General features: G+C 70.1%; 15 protein-coding genes. 4 read left to right on the top strand and 11 right to left on the bottom strand.

The genetic code is table 11. The features are described from left to right. The first annotated feature begins 130 nt into the window (after positions 1 to 130). Both AC2YHJ_RS04405 and AC2YHJ_RS04400 read left to right on the top strand, forming a co-directional pair. On the top strand, positions 131 to 808 hold the full coding sequence (locus AC2YHJ_RS04405; protein ID WP_487394223.1) for an aspartate/glutamate racemase family protein: 678 nt from the start codon (positions 131 to 133) through the stop codon (positions 806 to 808). Between the two features lie 48 nt (positions 809 to 856). Continuing rightward, the gene (locus tag AC2YHJ_RS04400) at positions 857 to 1,285 is read left to right on the top strand and encodes a tetratricopeptide repeat protein (RefSeq protein ID WP_487394222.1); all 429 of its coding nucleotides are present in this window, start codon (positions 857 to 859) and stop codon (positions 1,283 to 1,285) included. A gap of 7 nt (positions 1,286 to 1,292) precedes the next feature. On the opposite strand, the gene AC2YHJ_RS04395 is transcribed toward AC2YHJ_RS04400, so the two are convergent. After that, a complete protein-coding gene (locus AC2YHJ_RS04395) occupies positions 1,293 to 1,613 on the bottom strand; it encodes a hypothetical protein (protein WP_487394221.1) in 321 nt (106 codons plus the stop codon). Positions 1,614 to 1,907: 294 nt separating this feature from the next. On the opposite strand from AC2YHJ_RS04395, the gene AC2YHJ_RS04390 reads away from it, so the two are divergent. Next, positions 1,908 to 3,698 carry an ABC transporter ATP-binding protein gene (locus tag AC2YHJ_RS04390; protein WP_487394220.1) on the top strand — a complete coding sequence of 597 codons (1,791 nt, stop codon included), beginning with the start codon at positions 1,908 to 1,910 and terminating at the stop codon, positions 3,696 to 3,698. A gap of 34 nt (positions 3,699 to 3,732) precedes the next feature. Here AC2YHJ_RS04390 and AC2YHJ_RS04385 read toward each other — a convergent pair whose 3' ends face one another. From AC2YHJ_RS04385 to AC2YHJ_RS04355, 7 genes are all read right to left on the bottom strand, one after another. Next, positions 3,733 to 4,038 (bottom strand): hypothetical protein, encoded by a 306-nt coding sequence (locus tag AC2YHJ_RS04385; RefSeq protein ID WP_487394219.1) that lies wholly within the window; start codon positions 4,036 to 4,038, stop codon positions 3,733 to 3,735. A 65-nt stretch (positions 4,039 to 4,103) separates the two neighbouring features. Then, the gene (locus AC2YHJ_RS04380; RefSeq protein WP_487394218.1) at positions 4,104 to 5,066 is read right to left on the bottom strand and encodes an N-carbamoyl-D-amino-acid hydrolase; all 963 of its coding nucleotides are present in this window, start codon (positions 5,064 to 5,066) and stop codon (positions 4,104 to 4,106) included. Positions 5,067 to 5,124: 58 nt separating this feature from the next. Continuing rightward, the gene (locus AC2YHJ_RS04375; RefSeq protein WP_487394217.1) at positions 5,125 to 5,325 is read right to left on the bottom strand and encodes a hypothetical protein; all 201 of its coding nucleotides are present in this window, start codon (positions 5,323 to 5,325) and stop codon (positions 5,125 to 5,127) included. Further along, positions 5,322 to 7,079, bottom strand: a complete 1,758-nt coding sequence (locus AC2YHJ_RS04370) for a flavin-containing monooxygenase (RefSeq protein WP_487394216.1) — start codon at positions 7,077 to 7,079, stop codon at positions 5,322 to 5,324. Before AC2YHJ_RS04370 ends, AC2YHJ_RS04375 begins: the two co-directional genes overlap by 4 nt. Positions 7,080 to 7,192: 113 nt before the next feature. Then, the gene (locus AC2YHJ_RS04365) at positions 7,193 to 8,137 is read right to left on the bottom strand and encodes an N-carbamoyl-D-amino-acid hydrolase (protein WP_487394214.1); all 945 of its coding nucleotides are present in this window, start codon (positions 8,135 to 8,137) and stop codon (positions 7,193 to 7,195) included. Beyond that, on the bottom strand, positions 8,134 to 8,424 hold the full coding sequence (locus AC2YHJ_RS04360; protein ID WP_487394213.1) for a hypothetical protein: 291 nt from the start codon (positions 8,422 to 8,424) through the stop codon (positions 8,134 to 8,136). The genes AC2YHJ_RS04365 and AC2YHJ_RS04360 overlap by 4 nt, the downstream gene beginning before the upstream one ends. Next, on the bottom strand, positions 8,408 to 9,799 hold the full coding sequence (locus AC2YHJ_RS04355; protein ID WP_487394212.1) for a dihydroorotase: 1,392 nt from the start codon (positions 9,797 to 9,799) through the stop codon (positions 8,408 to 8,410). Before AC2YHJ_RS04355 ends, AC2YHJ_RS04360 begins: the two co-directional genes overlap by 17 nt. A 116-nt stretch (positions 9,800 to 9,915) precedes the next feature. Here AC2YHJ_RS04355 and AC2YHJ_RS04350 point away from each other — a divergent pair, with 116 nt between their 5' ends. After that, entirely contained in the window at positions 9,916 to 10,782 is an 867-nt protein-coding gene (locus tag AC2YHJ_RS04350; RefSeq protein WP_487394211.1) for a phosphonopyruvate hydrolase, read from the top strand. A 7-nt stretch (positions 10,783 to 10,789) separates the two neighbouring features. Here AC2YHJ_RS04350 and AC2YHJ_RS04345 read toward each other — a convergent pair whose 3' ends face one another. The 3 genes from AC2YHJ_RS04345 to AC2YHJ_RS04335 all read right to left on the bottom strand — a co-directional run bounded on the left by AC2YHJ_RS04345 (position 10,790) and on the right by AC2YHJ_RS04335 (position 14,031). Beyond that, positions 10,790 to 11,167, bottom strand: a complete 378-nt coding sequence (locus tag AC2YHJ_RS04345) for a hypothetical protein (RefSeq protein WP_487394209.1) — start codon at positions 11,165 to 11,167, stop codon at positions 10,790 to 10,792. A 64-nt stretch (positions 11,168 to 11,231) separates the two neighbouring features. Beyond that, positions 11,232 to 13,010, bottom strand: coding sequence for a tripartite tricarboxylate transporter substrate-binding protein (locus AC2YHJ_RS04340; protein ID WP_487394208.1), 1,779 nt, complete (start codon positions 13,008 to 13,010; stop codon positions 11,232 to 11,234). Between the two features lie 112 nt (positions 13,011 to 13,122). After that, positions 13,123 to 14,031 carry a LysR family transcriptional regulator gene (locus AC2YHJ_RS04335; RefSeq protein ID WP_487394207.1) on the bottom strand — a complete coding sequence of 303 codons (909 nt, stop codon included), beginning with the start codon at positions 14,029 to 14,031 and terminating at the stop codon, positions 13,123 to 13,125. Between the last annotated feature and the right edge of the window lie 97 nt (positions 14,032 to 14,128).

The following is a 14,128-nucleotide window of genomic DNA, read 5'->3' as shown; positions in this document are numbered from 1 at the left end:
GCGCCCATTGTGCAATGCAACATAAAGCACGCCTTGCATGCCGCCTTCAAGCACGGAGTGGTCTGACCCCGGCATCCGGCCGGGCACGCACGGGCTTGAAGACGCCGGCCGGACGGCGCGAGGATGCGCCATGGTCGAACGCATCCTGGTGATCAATCCGAATTCGAGCCTGTCCTGCACGGACGGGATCGCCACCGCCATCGCGCCCTTCGCCGCGCCGGGGCTGCCGCGCCTCGACGTGACGCGGATCGCCGATGGCCCGCCCGCCATCGTCACCTGGCGCGACTGGTACGGCATCGCTGAGCCGCTGTGCCGGGTCGTCGAGTCCGAACCGGCCGACGCCTATGTCATCGGCTGCGTCTCCGACCCTGGATTGGAGGCCGTGCGCACCGTGACCGACAAGCCGGTGTTCGGCCCGCTGCGCTGCGCCGTGGCGGCAGCAATGATGCGCGGCGAACGCTTCGGCATCATCGCCTTCACCGACAAGTCGAAGCCCCGCCAGCGCCGCGCCTTGCAGGCGATGGGGGTGGAGGGCCGGCTGGCCGGCACCATTCCGCTGAACCTCGACATGGAGGTCCTGACCGACCCCCTCGCCCCCCGCGCCCGGCTGGCCGAGGCGGCGAAGGAACTGGTGGCGATGGGGGCGGAGGCGGTGATCCTCGGCTGTGCCGGGATGGCCGGGCATCGCGCCTTCGCCGAGGATGCCTGCGGCGTTCCGGTCATCGAGCCGTGCCAGGCGGCGGTGGCCCAGGCGCTGCTGGCGGTTGTGGCGGCGCGCGGCGGGCGGATGCGGATGGCGGCGGAATAGGCCAGGACATTCAGCGCCCGGCGAGGCAGCGCCCGCGGGAGAACACGGATGAGGCCCTTCACGGCCCTGGCCCTCTGCCTCGCAGCCACGACAGCGCAGGCGGCGCCACCGACGCTGCCCGCCGGCGACCCGCAGGCCGCCGAGGCGGCGCGGCTGACCGAGGCCGGGCGCTACGAGCTGTCAGTGCCGATGCTGGAAGCCGTGCTCGCCCGCCTGCCCGGAGACCCGGACCTGCTGACCTACCTGGCGCTGGCCCTGCGGCGGACCGGCCGGTTCGCGGAGGCTGAGGCGCGCTACGAGGAGGCACTGTCGCGCGAACCGGCGCACCTGCCGGCCATCGCCTATCAGGGCGTGCTGTTCCTCGACACCGGGCGACCTGACCGGGCGGCGGCCAATCTTCGGCGCCTGGAGGCGTTGTGCCCGCAGGGCTGCACGGCGCGCGACGACCTCGCGCGCGAGATCGCGGTACGGCGCTGAGGGCGGCCTAGTACCCGCTGCTGAAGGCCGGAGAAACCTGGTTCGGCATCACCGGACCCTGGCCGCTACCCCCGATATCGAAGGGGCTCGCACCCGGTTCGCCGGTCAGGCGGGGCGCGTTGGGACCGGTCGCCTGGAACCGGTCGGTCTGCGCGTCCTGGTTCAGCGCGCGGTTCAGCCGGCGCGAGGCCTGCTCCTCCGGCGTGCCGGATGCCGCGATCGGCACCGGCGGCGGCAGGCGTTGGGTGGGGGCCGCGACGGGCTGCGGCGCCGGTGCCTCGGCACAGGCGACGGCGATCAGGACGGCCATCAGGCTGGCGCGATGCATGCGGAATCCTTGTCATGCGAGGGCACTGGCCCAATCTACCGCTCCGGCATGCCGTGGCGGAAGGGCAGTTTGCCGGTCACGATCTCGTGGTTTGTTCGCGAGCGATACCATCCGTATCATGAACATATCGTCATGATTCACCGCTGAAGGAAAGGAGTGCCGGATGAGTTCCCATCGCCCGCCCGACACTCCGCGCGTCGGGTAACCCCGTTCGACGCCACCGCGCCGGCCTGACGCCTGCGCCCTCCCTTCATTCCCGATAGTGGAGACACGGCCGCTGGCCGTGCCCGAACCATGGTCCATTCTTCCCCTACCGCGCGCGCGGAACCCTTCCGCGCCGCCTATCGCTTCATTGTCTCCCGCTGGCGGCGGGAGGGTCTCGCCGCGCCCCTCTGTGCCGGACTGATGCTCGCCGCCGTGCTGTGCGACGTCGCCATGCCGCTGCTGGCGGGCCGGCTGACCGATGCGGTCAGCACCGGCGCACCCGATGCCTTCGCCACCGCGCTGTGGCTGCTGGGCGGCATGGTGCTGCTCGGCGCCGCCATGGCGGCGCTGCGCTATGGCGCCATCCGCGCGGTAATCCGGCTGACGCTCGGCAACATGACCGGCCTTGCCCAGGACACCTTCGCGCGCGTGCAGCGGCTGTCGGCCGACTGGCATGCGGAAACCTTCGCCGGGTCCACCGTGCGCAAGATCTCACGTGGGATGTGGGCGCTCGACCTGCTGAACGACACGGTGCTGATCGCGCTGCTGCCGTCGCTCGCCGTGCTGCTCGCCTCGGCACTGATGCTCGCCACCGTCTCGCCCTGGCTGGGGCTGGTGGTGCTGGTGGGCGCGGCCGGGCACATCGCGCTGACCGCGGTGCTGTCGATCCTGTGGGTAGCGCCCGCCTCGCGGCTGTCCAACCGCTGGGACAGCCGCCTCGGCGGGGCGTTGTCGGATTCGATCGGCGCCAATGCGGTGGTGAAGTCCTTCGCCGCCGAAGCGCGGGAGGATGCGCTGCTCGGCGGGCTGCTGTCGCGCTGGCGCCAGCGCACCGCGCGCGCCTGGCTGCGCGGCACGGCGGCCAATGCGGCGCAGGATGTCGCCCTGCTGGCGCTGCGTGCCGGCGTGATCGGCGCGGCGCTACTGCTGTGGCATCTCGGCCGGGCCAGCGCGGGGGACGTGGTGGCGGCGCTGACTATGTACCTGGTGGTGCAGGGCTATCTGCGCGATGTCGGCTACCATATCAGCAACCTGCAGCGCAGCGTGAACGAGCTTGAGGACGCGGTGGCGCTGGAAGCCACGCGCCCGGCGATCGCCGACGCCCCCGGCGCCACGGCGCTGAAGGTGCCCGCCGGCGCGATCCATTTCGAACGGATCGGCTTCCGCTATGGCGGGCATGTCACGCCGCTGTACCGGGACCTCGACATCCGCATCGCGGGTGGGGAGCGCGTGGGCCTGGTCGGGCATTCGGGATCGGGCAAGTCCACGCTGGTGAAGCTGTTGCAGCGGCTGCACGACCCGACCGAGGGGCGCATCATGATCGATGGCCAGAACATCCGGGACGTCACCCAGGCCAGCCTGCGGCAATCCATCGCGCTCGTCGCGCAGGAACCGGTGCTGTTCCATCGCTCGATCGCGGAGAACATCGCCTATGCCCGTCCTCAGGCGAGCGAGACGGAGATCCTGCGCGCCGCGACGCTGGCCCATGCCGATGGCTTCATCGCGCGGCTGCCGCGTGGCCTGAACACGCTGGTGGGCGAACGCGGCGTGAAGCTGTCGGGCGGGGAGCGCCAGCGCATCGCATTGGCCCGCGCCTTCCTGGCCGATGCGCCGATCCTGGTGCTGGACGAGGCGACCGCCGCGCTCGATTCAGAGAGCGAGGCGATGATCCAGGACGCGATGGAGCGGCTGCTGAAGGGCCGCACCGCGCTGGTGATCGCGCACCGGCTGTCCACGGTGCGCGCGATGGACCGGATCCTGGTCTTCGACCGCGGCCGCGTCGCGGAGGAAGGCAGCCACGCCGCGCTGCTGGGCCGCGAGGGTGGGATCTATGCCGGGCTGTTCCGCCGCCAGGCGGAGGGGCTGGCGGAGGTGGCGTGACCGTGCCGGCGGTGCGCGCTTCGGCGCCGCCGGTTCAAATGCCGCTGAAGGGGATGCCGATCTGCGGCACCGCCTGGCCGACGTCGTTGCCGCCGACATCCAGGTCGGTGCCCGGCGTCGGCGTCCCGGCCATGGAGGCGGCATAGGGATCGGCATCCTGCAGCCGGTCCTGCCGCGTCTCCTGGCCCATGGCGCGGTTCAGCCGGCGGGAATCCTGCTGGGCTGCCGTGCCCGCCGAGGCCGGTATCGGCGCCTGCGGCACATAGGTGATCGGAATAGGCGGCCGTTCCGGCGCGCAGGCGCCGGTGACGAGCAATGCCATCAGCAGGAGGCAGCGCATGGCGGGTTCGTCCTGGTGTTCATCGCTGGAGATACTATGCGCGCATGCACGCCGCGCGAAGCCATTCAGCCGCCGGGCGACCAGGCCTTGGGCGGCTCGCTGCCGACCTGCGCGGTGATGCGGCCATAGGCCTCGGGGCGGCGATGCTTCGCGAAGTTGAAGATCGTCGTGCGGCCGAGCTCGCACATGCCGAGATCAGCATCGGCGACAATCAGCTCATCGCCCCAGGAGGTGGCCTGGGCCATGATCTCCCCCTGCGGGTTCACGATGATGGAATGGCCGAACAGCTCGTGCCCATCCTCGGTCCCCGCCTTCGCCGTCGCCACCGCGAAGCAGGCATTCTGGTAGCAGCCAGCCTGGATCGTCAGGTGGGAATGGAAGACGCGCAGGTGGTGCGCCTCGAAGCCCCGATTGTCCATGTTCAGCGACGGCGTGTTGTAGCCGAGCATGACGAGTTCGACCTGCTGCAGCCCCATCTCGCGCCAGGATTCGGGCCAGCGGCGGTCGTTGCAGATCATCATGCCGACATTCACGTCATGGCCGGCGACCGGCGCGCGAACCACGGGGAAGCCGAGGTCGCCGACCTCGAAATACCGCTTCTCCAAATGCTGCACCTTGCGGATCGGGTCGTAGTCCTTGTGACCCGGCAGGTGGACCTTGCGGTACTTCAGCATCACCTCGCCATTCGGGCTGACGAAGACGGCGGTGTTGAAGCGATGGCCGTCCGGCGTCTTCTCGGCATAGCCGAGGTGGAAGGCGATGCCGTATTTCCGCGCCGCCTCGAACAGCGGAGCGGTGGCGTTGGAGGGCAGCGAGGTCTCGTACCAATGGTCGGCGACCGCGATGTCCTCCTCGTACCAGCGCGGGAAGAAGGTGGTCAGCGCGAGTTCGGGGAAGACCACGACCTCCGCGCCCATGCGATGCGCCTTTTCCATCAGGCGGACCATGCGGCCGACAGCGACGTCCCGGCCCTCGGCCTTCTGGATGGGGCCCAGCTGGGCGGCGGCGAGGACGAGGCTGCGGGTCATCGGCGGGTCTCCGGCGTGAAGGCCCGGACCCTATCGCGCTTTGCCGCGGTGCGGGAGGTCACCGCGGCTCGACGATCGCCGCCCCATGTTTCAGCCGCGCCCGCGCGGCGGCCGCGGCGACCGCTTCCTCCCAGGCCTGCAGCAGGAACTCGGCCAGGTCGTCCGCGGCCGGCCGCGTCCTGGCGATGCCGATCGTCTCCCCGCGAAAGGTCACCACGCGGAAGTGCCCGGTCTGCTCATCCTCCACGACCTCGATCACGTGACCAGGCCCAGTTCCCGCGCCTTGATCTGCAACGCCAGCACCTTCGAGAAGATGCGGCATTGTGCGAGCCCGCCCGCATGGAACCACAGGCCCGGCTGGCCGGTCGGCCGCCACATGCCGTGGAGTTCCCCTTCCGCGTCGAAGCCCCAGACCTTGCCGATCCGATCGCCCACCGCATCGCCCAGGATGCGCCGCGCCGCCGCGGCCTGGCCCTCATAGCCCGTCGCCAGCACGATCAGGTCGGCGGGCTTCACCGAGCCGTCCCTCATCACCGCGCCCTCGGTCCCGAAGCGCGCGATGTCGTCGAACTGCATCAGCCCGACGCGGCCATCGATGATCATCTGCGAGCAGCCGGCATCGAAGTAATATCCGCCGCCGCGGCTCTGGTAGAGGAACTGCCAGCCCGATCCCTCATCGCCATAGGACAGCCGGAAGCCCCGCTTTTCGAGCCCGTCCAGCAGCGCCTTGTCGGCATGGCGGTTCATCTCCGTCATGCGCTGGTGCGACCGGCGATAGACGGGATAGGGGAAGGAGGTCGCGAGCAGGTCCTTGTCCTCGAAGGAGATCTCCTCGTCGTAGAGGGCGTAAGGCGCTTGCGCTTCCTTGAGGCTGACCACCAGCGAGGGGCGGCGCTGGATGATGGTCACCTCCGCCGCGCCGGACACGGCGAGGTCCTGCGCCACGTCATGCCCCGAGGTTCCTGTGCCGAGCACCAGCGCCCGCTTGCCGGCCCAGTCGAGCCCGCTGCCCAGCCCGCTCGAATGCCGCACCGCGCCCTTGAAGTCCTTCAGGCCAGGAAGATCCGGCATGATCGGTGTGGTGGAGACGCCATTGGCCATGACGATGTGGCGCGGGCGCATGGTCCGCTCCGTGCCGTTGGCGCGCTTCAGGGTCACGTTCCAGCATTGCGCCGCCTCGTCCCAGGACCCGCCGGTCAGTTCCGTACCGGTCCAGACATTCAGCTCCATGGCCTCGGCATAGAGCTCGAACCAATTGGCCAGCATGTCCTTCGGGATGAAGACCGGCCAGGACCGGGGAAACGGCATGTAGGGCAGGTGGTTGACGCGCGTTTCGTTGTGCAGCGTCAGTGCGTGGTAGCGCTTGCGCCAGGAATCCCCGATGCGCGGGTCGCGGTCCACCACCAGCGTATCGACGCCGAGCAGCGACAGCCGCGCCGCCACCGACAACCCGGCCTGCGCCGCGCCCACCACCAGCACCGCCGGATCGTGGCCGGCATAGGCGCGCGCCTTGTTGCGCCGGTCGAGCCAGTTCTCGCCGCCGAAATTCCGCTTCCAGTCCACGTCCTGCCAACGCTTGCCATTGGCCGGGTCCTCATGGCCGCGGATCTCGTCGAGCGCGGTCATCAGCGTCCAGGCGCGCGGCGCCCCACCCTCGTTCACCAGGCGCACCACGCCGTTGCAGGGGCCGGTGGCGGTCTCGAAGGTGAAGATCGCCTCGACCGCCTCGGTGCCCGCGCGGGTGACGCGGCGCGGCGGCGTGCGGTCGGCGGCCAGGGCGAAGCCTTGCGGTGCGACGGTGCCAAGTCGGGCGGCGAGCCGGCCGGCAATGGCGGAAGCGCCGGAGACGGTGCGCAAGTCCCAATCGAAGGCGAGGATGTCGCGCCAGTGGCATTCCTGCGCGAACAGCGCGGCGAGGCGCGTGGCGTCGGCAGCCTCGATCGCCGCGGCAAAATCGGCGAGCCATGCCTTCACGGGCGCATCGGTCGCCGTGCCGGTGAGGATGCCGTCCATGGCGCTGTTTCCTTCGTCCCTAGATGGTTGGGACCGAGTTTGGGCGCCGGCCGTGGTAGGGGCAAGCCGCACGGGGCGCGGGGGAAGCCCGCGCCGGCGTCATGCGGTCAGGATCAGGTCGGCGGGACGGCGCCCACCTGGTCCACGATGGCGCGATACCATTGCGGGCGGCGATGGGCGGCGAAGTTGAACATCTTCTCCTTGCCCTGCCGGCAGGCGTCGAGGTCGGCATCGGCGACGATCACCTCGTCGCCGAGCGTGCCGGTCTGCGCCACGACGATGCCGTTGGGGTCCACGATGACCGATCCGCCGATCAGCCCCGACCCGTCCTCATTGCCCGCCTTGGCGACCGAGACTGCCCAGGTCGCATTCATATAGGCATTGGCCTGCACCGCGAGCGTCGAGTGGAAGGTGCGCAGGTCGGCGCTTTCCGTGGTGCCACCCATCGGGTCGTAGGCAGCGGAGTTGTAGCCGATCAGCATGAGTTCCACGCCCTGCAGCCCGTAGCAGCGCCAGCCTTCCGGCCAGCGGCGATCGTTGCAGATCAGCATGCCGGTGACCGGGCGGCCCCAGGCATCCGGCCCGCGGAAGGCGGGGAAGCCCATGTCGCCGTACTCGAAATACCGCTTCTCGAGTTGCTGGAAGCGGTCGCCGACGCGCGGTTCCACCGTGCCGGGCAGATGGATCTTGCGATACTTGCCAAGAATCGTCCCGTCCGGCCCGACGGTGATCGAGGTGTTGAAGTGCTGCCCCTGCGGCGTCAGCTCCGCATAGCCGACATACATGCCGACCCCGAGCGCCTTCGCCCGGTCGAACAGCGCCTGGGTGTTCGGCCCGGGCATGGATGCCTCGAACCAGGCATCGACCTCGGCCTGGGTGTCGAACAGCCAGCGCGGGAAGAAGGTGGTGAAGGGCAGTTCCGGGAAGACGACGAGCTTCGCGCCCTTCCCCGCCGCATCCTCGAGCAGCGCGATCATGCGGTCGAGGATCTGCTTGCGGCTGTCGGCCTTCTGGTTGGCGCCCATCTGGGCGCCGGCGATGCGGAGGATGCGCGTCATTTGAACAGGTCCCTGAAATCCTGAAACGTGCCCCCGAAGGCGCGCCAGACCAGCGCCGTGCCGAGGCACAACCCGCCGCCCAGCATCAGACCTGGCAGGCCCTCGCGCAGCCCGGCCTGCGCCGCGAGGCTCGCGCCCAGCAGCCCAAGCAGCAACCCGACACCGATCGCGATCGCCGCCTGCCAGAAGCCGGGCTTCTCGCGCGGCGGCGGCGCGTTGCCGATGCGCGACGGGCGCTTCGGCCGCTTGATCCAGTGGCCGTCCGGCCGCTCATTCTTCTCCGACATAGGTCCCGTTGTGCTGACGCGGCACGAATTGTCCAGCGCCGGGCTTCGCCAGCACCGCCTTGCCGTCCCAGATGCAGGTGCCGCGCAGGAAGGTCGCGGCCACGCGCGCCGACATGCGCCGCCCGTCATAGGGCGACCAGCGGGCATCCTCGTCGTCCTGGATGTCCTTCGCGTCGAAGGTAAAGTCGCCGGTCTCCAGCACCACGAAATCGGCATCCGCGCCGATGCGGATCGCGCCCTTCTTCGGGAACAGCCCGTGGAACTTCGCCGGGCGCTCGGCGCAATACTTCGCCATCAGCGTCACCGGCAGCGAGCGTTCCGTCAGCAGGGTGAACATCAGCGGCGCGAAGGACTGCATGCCGGTCAGACCCGCACCGACCGTGAAGATGTCCCCGGTATAGGTCTTGCGATCCTTCGGCCAGGGCGCGTGGTCGGTCGAGACATAGGCGATCTTGCCCGCCGCGAAGGCATCCCACATGCGGGAGACTTCATCGCTCGTGCGGAATGGAGGGTTGCACTTCCCGAAGCCTTCGAGGCGGATGATGTCCTCCTCGGTCATGCAGAGGTACTGGATGCAGGCCTCGCCGGAGGCCTTGCCGCCCATGCGGCGAAACACCTCCGCGATCTCGAAGCCGCGCGCCAGCGACGAATGGGCGATGTGGACGTGGGCGCCGGTCTCAAGCCCGATCTCGAAGATCTCGAGGTCGGCCATGGTCTCGCACAGGGGCGGGCGGGTGCGGCAGTGCCAGATCGGGCTGGTGTTGCCCGCGGCCTTCGCCTCCTCCGTCATGCGGACCACGATCTCCTGGTCCTCATTGTGGATGGCGACCATCAGGTTGGTCTTCGCGATCTCCCGGAAGGCGGCGACCATGGTCGGGTGGTCGATGCGCGGGAAGCGCACCGGGTCATACTCATATGTAGAGAGCTTGAAGGAGCACACGCCGGCTTCGGCCAGCCCGGCGATGGCATCCACCCCGCCTTCCTTCCTGATCGTCCCGTAGAGCGCCATGTCCACGTGGGACGTGCTGTTCACCACCTGGATCTTCTCGGCGAGGATCGAGGCATCGGTCACGGGGCGCGGCACGTCGTAGGGCATGTCCACGCAGGTGGTGACACCGCCGGCGGCGGCCGTCATCGACGCCCCCTTGATGCCCGGCCAACCGCGCGAGGAGGAGGTGTGCATGTGCCCATCGACCAGGCCGGGCAGCACATACTTGCCTGAGAAATCGGTGAAGGCCTTGGCCGGCGGCGGCGCGCCCTCCCCGATCGCGGCGATCGTCTCCCCGCGGATCGCGACGTAGCCGTCGCGCAGCACGCGGTCGGTGAGCACGATGTCACCGCGGATCACGCGGTCGAAGGGTGTGGCGTCGGACATGCAAGGCAACTCCCGGTAAGGCGCGGTGCGAAGGCTAGCCCTGCGGCGGCGCGATGCCCACCCCGGGCCCGGTTGTCCGGCTTGATGCGGCCGCCGCGCCGATGGAGCATCGCGGCATGGAAACGCCCGCCGCGCGGCTTCGCGCCCGCCTCACCCCCGACAAGCCCGCCATTGCGATGTCGGCGCATAATCCGCTCTCCGCGAAGCTCGCCGCCGAGGCCGGCTTCGACGCCATCTGGGGCAGCGGCTTCGAGCTCTCCGCTGCCCATGCGGTGCCGGATGCCTCGATCCTGTCCTGGGACACGCATCTGGCCGCCATGCGCGCGATGGTCGAGGTGCAGGACGTCCCGGTGGTCGCGGATATCGATACCGGCAGCGGGAATGCCGTCTCGGTCGCGTATCTGGTGCCACGCTATGCCGCGGCCGGCGTCGCCGCGGTTGTGATGGAGGACAAGACCTTCCCGAAGGATTCCTCGCTGCGCGTCGGCGGGCGGCAGGAACTGGTCCCCGTCGAGGAGTTCCAGGGCAAGATCGAAGCCGCCCGCATCGCCGGTGGCCCGCTGGTGATCGCGCGCACCGAGGCGCTGATCGCGGGCCTCGGCCAGGCGGAGGCGCTGAAGCGCGGCGCTGCCTATGCCGAGGCTGGCGCGGATGCCGTGCTGATCCATTCGAAGCAGAAGACGCCGGACGAGATCCTCGCCTTCTGCCGCGCCTGGCCGGGGCGGGTGCCGTTGGTGCTGGTGCCGACCTCCTACCCGCAACTGTCCTTCGCCGAGGTCGCGGCGCTGAACAAGGTCGGGCTGATCATCTGCGGCAACCACGCGATCCGCGCGGCGGTGGCGGCAATGCGCGACACCTTCGCCCGCATCCTGGCCGAGGGCGGCATCGCCGGGGTCGAGGGACGCATCGCGAGCGTGCAGGAGGTCTTCGCGCTGCAGGGCGACGACCGGATGCGGGAGATCGAGAAGCGGTTCCTCCGCTGATCGGAAATCACGGCGCCTGCCGCCCGCGCAGGAACACGCCGATGCCGACCCCAGGCAGCACCGCCACCAGCCCGACGAGGATCGCCATCACGACCTCGAACGGCCAGAGATTGTGCGATGTCGGATCCCGCCACGTCTCGACGATCACGCGCAGCATGATCGCGCAGGGCAGGCAGGACACCATGACCATGAGGACCCGCCGCGGCACGGCCACTCGCGCGGCGACGAGCGCCGCGGCGATCACCGGCAAGGCCAGCAGCCCCGGCCCCATCACCGCCGCCGGCAGTTCCGCCTGCCGGTAGGACAGCAGCCAGTACTGCACGCCCGACAGGAGCACGCCCGCAAGGAAGGCTGCGGCAAGCCAGAGCGGAGCGGAGGAGCGCATCGCGTCACCATAGGGCAGAGGTAGCGGCGGGCGACCGACCCTTCCGCACCGGGCCGGCCGAGGATCAGTTCATCTCCACCCGCATCTCCCGCAGCAGCGGCGTCCAGCGCGCCACCTCGGTGCGGTAAAGCTCCGCCGCGGCATCCGGGCCTTCCGGATCGCCCACCACGCCCTCGCCCGCCAGGCGTTCCCGCACCGCTGGCGTCTGCATCGCCTGCGCCACCGCCGCCGCCACGCGGTCGAGCACCGGCCGCGGCGTGCGCGCAGGTGCCACGATCGCCGCCCAGTTGGAGTACTCGTAGCCGGGGAAACCCTGCTCCGCGACGGTCGCCACATCCGGCAGCAACGGGCTGCGCTGCGCGCCGCTGACACCGACCGCCTTCACCGCCCCCGCCCGCACCTGGGACGCGACCGAGGAAATGGTGGTGAACATCACATCGAGCCGCCCGGCCAGAAGGTCATTCAGCGCCGGCGCCGTGCCGCGATACGGCACGTGCAGCATCTCCACACCCAGCGTGCGCCACAGCATCTCGGACGCGATATGCGTGCCGCTTCCCTGCCCGGCGGTGCCGAAGGTCAGCCGGCCCGGTTGCGCCTTCGCCCGCCGCACCAGATCCTGCACGTCGCGGACTGGGCTGTTCGGCGCCAGGATCAGGATGTTCGGCTGCCGTCCCGTCACCGAGATCGGTGCAAAATCCCGGATCACGTCATAGGGCAGCGAACGCGTCATCCCAGGTTGGAAGGTCAGGCCAAGCCCGCTGTAGAGCAGCGTATAGCCGTCCGGCGCCGCCTTCGCGACGTAGTCCGTGCCGATCACCGTGCCGGCACCGCCGCGGTTCTCCACCACCACCGGCTGGCCGAGCGACTGCGTCATGGCATCGGCGATGACGCGCGCGACGATGTCCGTCCCGCCACCCGGCGCGAATGGCACGACCAGCCGCACCGGCCGGTCCGGATAGGCTGCCTGCGCGTGCAGCGGCCGCACCGCCATGCCGAACATCGCCGCGACGCCAGCGAGCGCGGCACGGCGACCGAGTGCGTCGGCCTGGCCCGGCCGCGTCAGGAAGGCGCGCAGATGCCCCGCCACCTGTTCCGGCGCCTCCAGCAGGATGGAGTGGCGCAGCCCCGGCAGGATCTGCAATTCGGATCCGGCGATGCGGTCGTGCATCAGCCGAGCCATGCGCGGATTCGATCCCTGGTCGAACTCGCCCGTCATCACCAGGCTCGGCTGGGTGATGCGGTGGAGTTCATCGGCCAGGTCGCTGGTCGCCAGCACGCGATAGGCGGCGGCGTAACTCGGCTTGTGGTTGGCGGCGATGCGCGACAGGCGGGATTCCACAACCTCGGGATGCCGCGCGCGGAATTCATCAGTGAACCAGCGGGATGCCGATGCCGTGGCGTGGCTCGTCGGTTCGTTCGTCTCCAGTGCCTCCAGCCGGCGCAGCACCGCGGCCTTCTCCTCCGCCGTGCGGCCGGCCACACCGGAGACCATGGCGACCCGCCGGACCCGCTGTGGATAATCGAGCGCGAAGCGCTGCGCGATCAGCGCGCCGAGCGAGAAGCCCATCACATCCGCGCGCTCGAACCCCGCGTGGTCCATCAGCTCGGCAAGGTCGGCGGCGAAATCCTCCAGGCTGTAGGGGCCCGGCACGCGCTCGGATTTCCCGTGCCCGCGCAAATCGTGCCGCAGGATCCGGAAGTCCGGCCCGAGCGCCTGCGCCATCGGCGAGAGATCCTCGAGGTCACTGCCAACGCCGTGGATCAGCACGATGGGCTGTCCGTCGCCCTGCAGCCGGTAGCGGCTGCGTAGCCTGGCGCCTTCGAAGATCCGGTCCTCGGTCATCGCGTCTGGTTCCCGTCCGATATGCGCTGGCGATTACAGGACCGGCACCGTGATCGGGCAAGGCGGCGCGCGATGACCACCACACACTATATAGATGCGTGCGCGCCCTCGCTCACGCCGCGGTGGGTGGCGGGAACAGATCCTCCGCGATGCGCAGCGCCAACCGCGTCGCCTCGCTCTCGCGCTCCGCATGCCAGGCGAGTGCCACGCCCACTCCGCGTAGCGGCCCGGCGAGCATGCGGAACGCCACCCCCGGCGGGTTCAGCCGCGCCATGCCTTCCGACACCAATGCAACGCCCAGCCCCGCCGCGACGAAGCCGAGCTGCGCCATCGCCGAACCCACCTCCCGCACCGCCACCGGCGCGAAGCCGGCCGCGCGGCAGGCGGCGGTCATCGCATCCGAGTAGGACGGGCTGATCGCGCGCGGCAGCACCAGCATCGACGCTTCCGCCAGCATCGCGAGCGGCAGCGGGTCCGGCCCCGCCAGTGCCGCGTGGCCGATCGGCAGGGCGGCGACCAGGCGATCCTCGCCCAAGGGCCGCAGGCGGATCGGCGAGATCTCGCGATCCGCGCGCAGCAGGGCGAGGTCCACCTCGCCACGCCGCAACGCCTCCAGCGCATCCGCGGTGTCCATCTCCCGCACGCTGACCGCTGCCTCGGGCCGAGCCGCCTGCATCGCGCGCACCAGCGGCGGCAGGTAATCGAACAGCGCGGAGGTGACGCAGGCGATCGCCACCGGCGCGGACCGCCCCGCGCGCAACTCCCGCGCCAGCGATTCCAGTTCCGCCGCATCGCCGGCGACGCGCCGGGCCAGCGGCAGCAGCGCCTCACCCTCCCGCGTCGGGCGCGCGCCCTTGCCGGTGCGTTCCAGCAACCGCACACCCAGCTCGCGCTCCAACGCCTGGATCTGCGCCGTCAGTGGCGGCTGGGAAATGCCCAGCCGCGCCGCCGCCCGCCCGAAATGCCCTTCCTCCGCCACCGCGAGGAAAGCCCCGAGGCGGCGCACCAGCCGGAAATCCATTGCGATACGGAATTCCTATTGCGCGCGGAGGTCAATCGGATTGGACGATCGCGCAATACGGGGGCACAACCTGCGGCATCCGCGCTCGCAAGGGAGA

This window comes from Roseomonas sp. SRI_022 (genome assembly GCF_057586215.1).
This window is presented reverse-complemented; position numbering and strand designations above follow the sequence as displayed.

What these genes read in the sequence shown, in the direction of transcription:
- AC2YHJ_RS04400 (WP_487394222.1), top strand. Translation starts at nt 857, where the DNA reads ATGAGGCCCTTCACGGCCCTGGCCCTCTGCCTCGCAGCCACGACAGCG.
- AC2YHJ_RS04385 (WP_487394219.1), bottom strand. Translation starts at nt 4,038, where the DNA reads ATGCGCTGCCTCCTGCTGATGGCATTGCTCGTCACCGGCGCCTGCGCG.
- AC2YHJ_RS04390 (WP_487394220.1), top strand. Translation starts at nt 1,908, where the DNA reads ATGGTCCATTCTTCCCCTACCGCGCGCGCGGAACCCTTCCGCGCCGCC.
- AC2YHJ_RS04380 (WP_487394218.1), bottom strand. Translation starts at nt 5,066, where the DNA reads ATGACCCGCAGCCTCGTCCTCGCCGCCGCCCAGCTGGGCCCCATCCAG.
- AC2YHJ_RS04335 (WP_487394207.1), bottom strand. Translation starts at nt 14,031, where the DNA reads ATGGATTTCCGGCTGGTGCGCCGCCTCGGGGCTTTCCTCGCGGTGGCG.
- AC2YHJ_RS04345 (WP_487394209.1), bottom strand. Translation starts at nt 11,167, where the DNA reads ATGCGCTCCTCCGCTCCGCTCTGGCTTGCCGCAGCCTTCCTTGCGGGC.
- AC2YHJ_RS04350 (WP_487394211.1), top strand. Translation starts at nt 9,916, where the DNA reads ATGGAAACGCCCGCCGCGCGGCTTCGCGCCCGCCTCACCCCCGACAAG.
- AC2YHJ_RS04355 (WP_487394212.1), bottom strand. Translation starts at nt 9,799, where the DNA reads ATGTCCGACGCCACACCCTTCGACCGCGTGATCCGCGGTGACATCGTG.
- AC2YHJ_RS04370 (WP_487394216.1), bottom strand. Translation starts at nt 7,079, where the DNA reads ATGGACGGCATCCTCACCGGCACGGCGACCGATGCGCCCGTGAAGGCA.
- AC2YHJ_RS04360 (WP_487394213.1), bottom strand. Translation starts at nt 8,424, where the DNA reads ATGTCGGAGAAGAATGAGCGGCCGGACGGCCACTGGATCAAGCGGCCG.
- AC2YHJ_RS04395 (WP_487394221.1), bottom strand. Translation starts at nt 1,613, where the DNA reads ATGCATCGCGCCAGCCTGATGGCCGTCCTGATCGCCGTCGCCTGTGCC.
- AC2YHJ_RS04365 (WP_487394214.1), bottom strand. Translation starts at nt 8,137, where the DNA reads ATGACGCGCATCCTCCGCATCGCCGGCGCCCAGATGGGCGCCAACCAG.
- AC2YHJ_RS04405 (WP_487394223.1), top strand. Translation starts at nt 131, where the DNA reads ATGGTCGAACGCATCCTGGTGATCAATCCGAATTCGAGCCTGTCCTGC.
- AC2YHJ_RS04340 (WP_487394208.1), bottom strand. Translation starts at nt 13,010, where the DNA reads ATGACCGAGGACCGGATCTTCGAAGGCGCCAGGCTACGCAGCCGCTAC.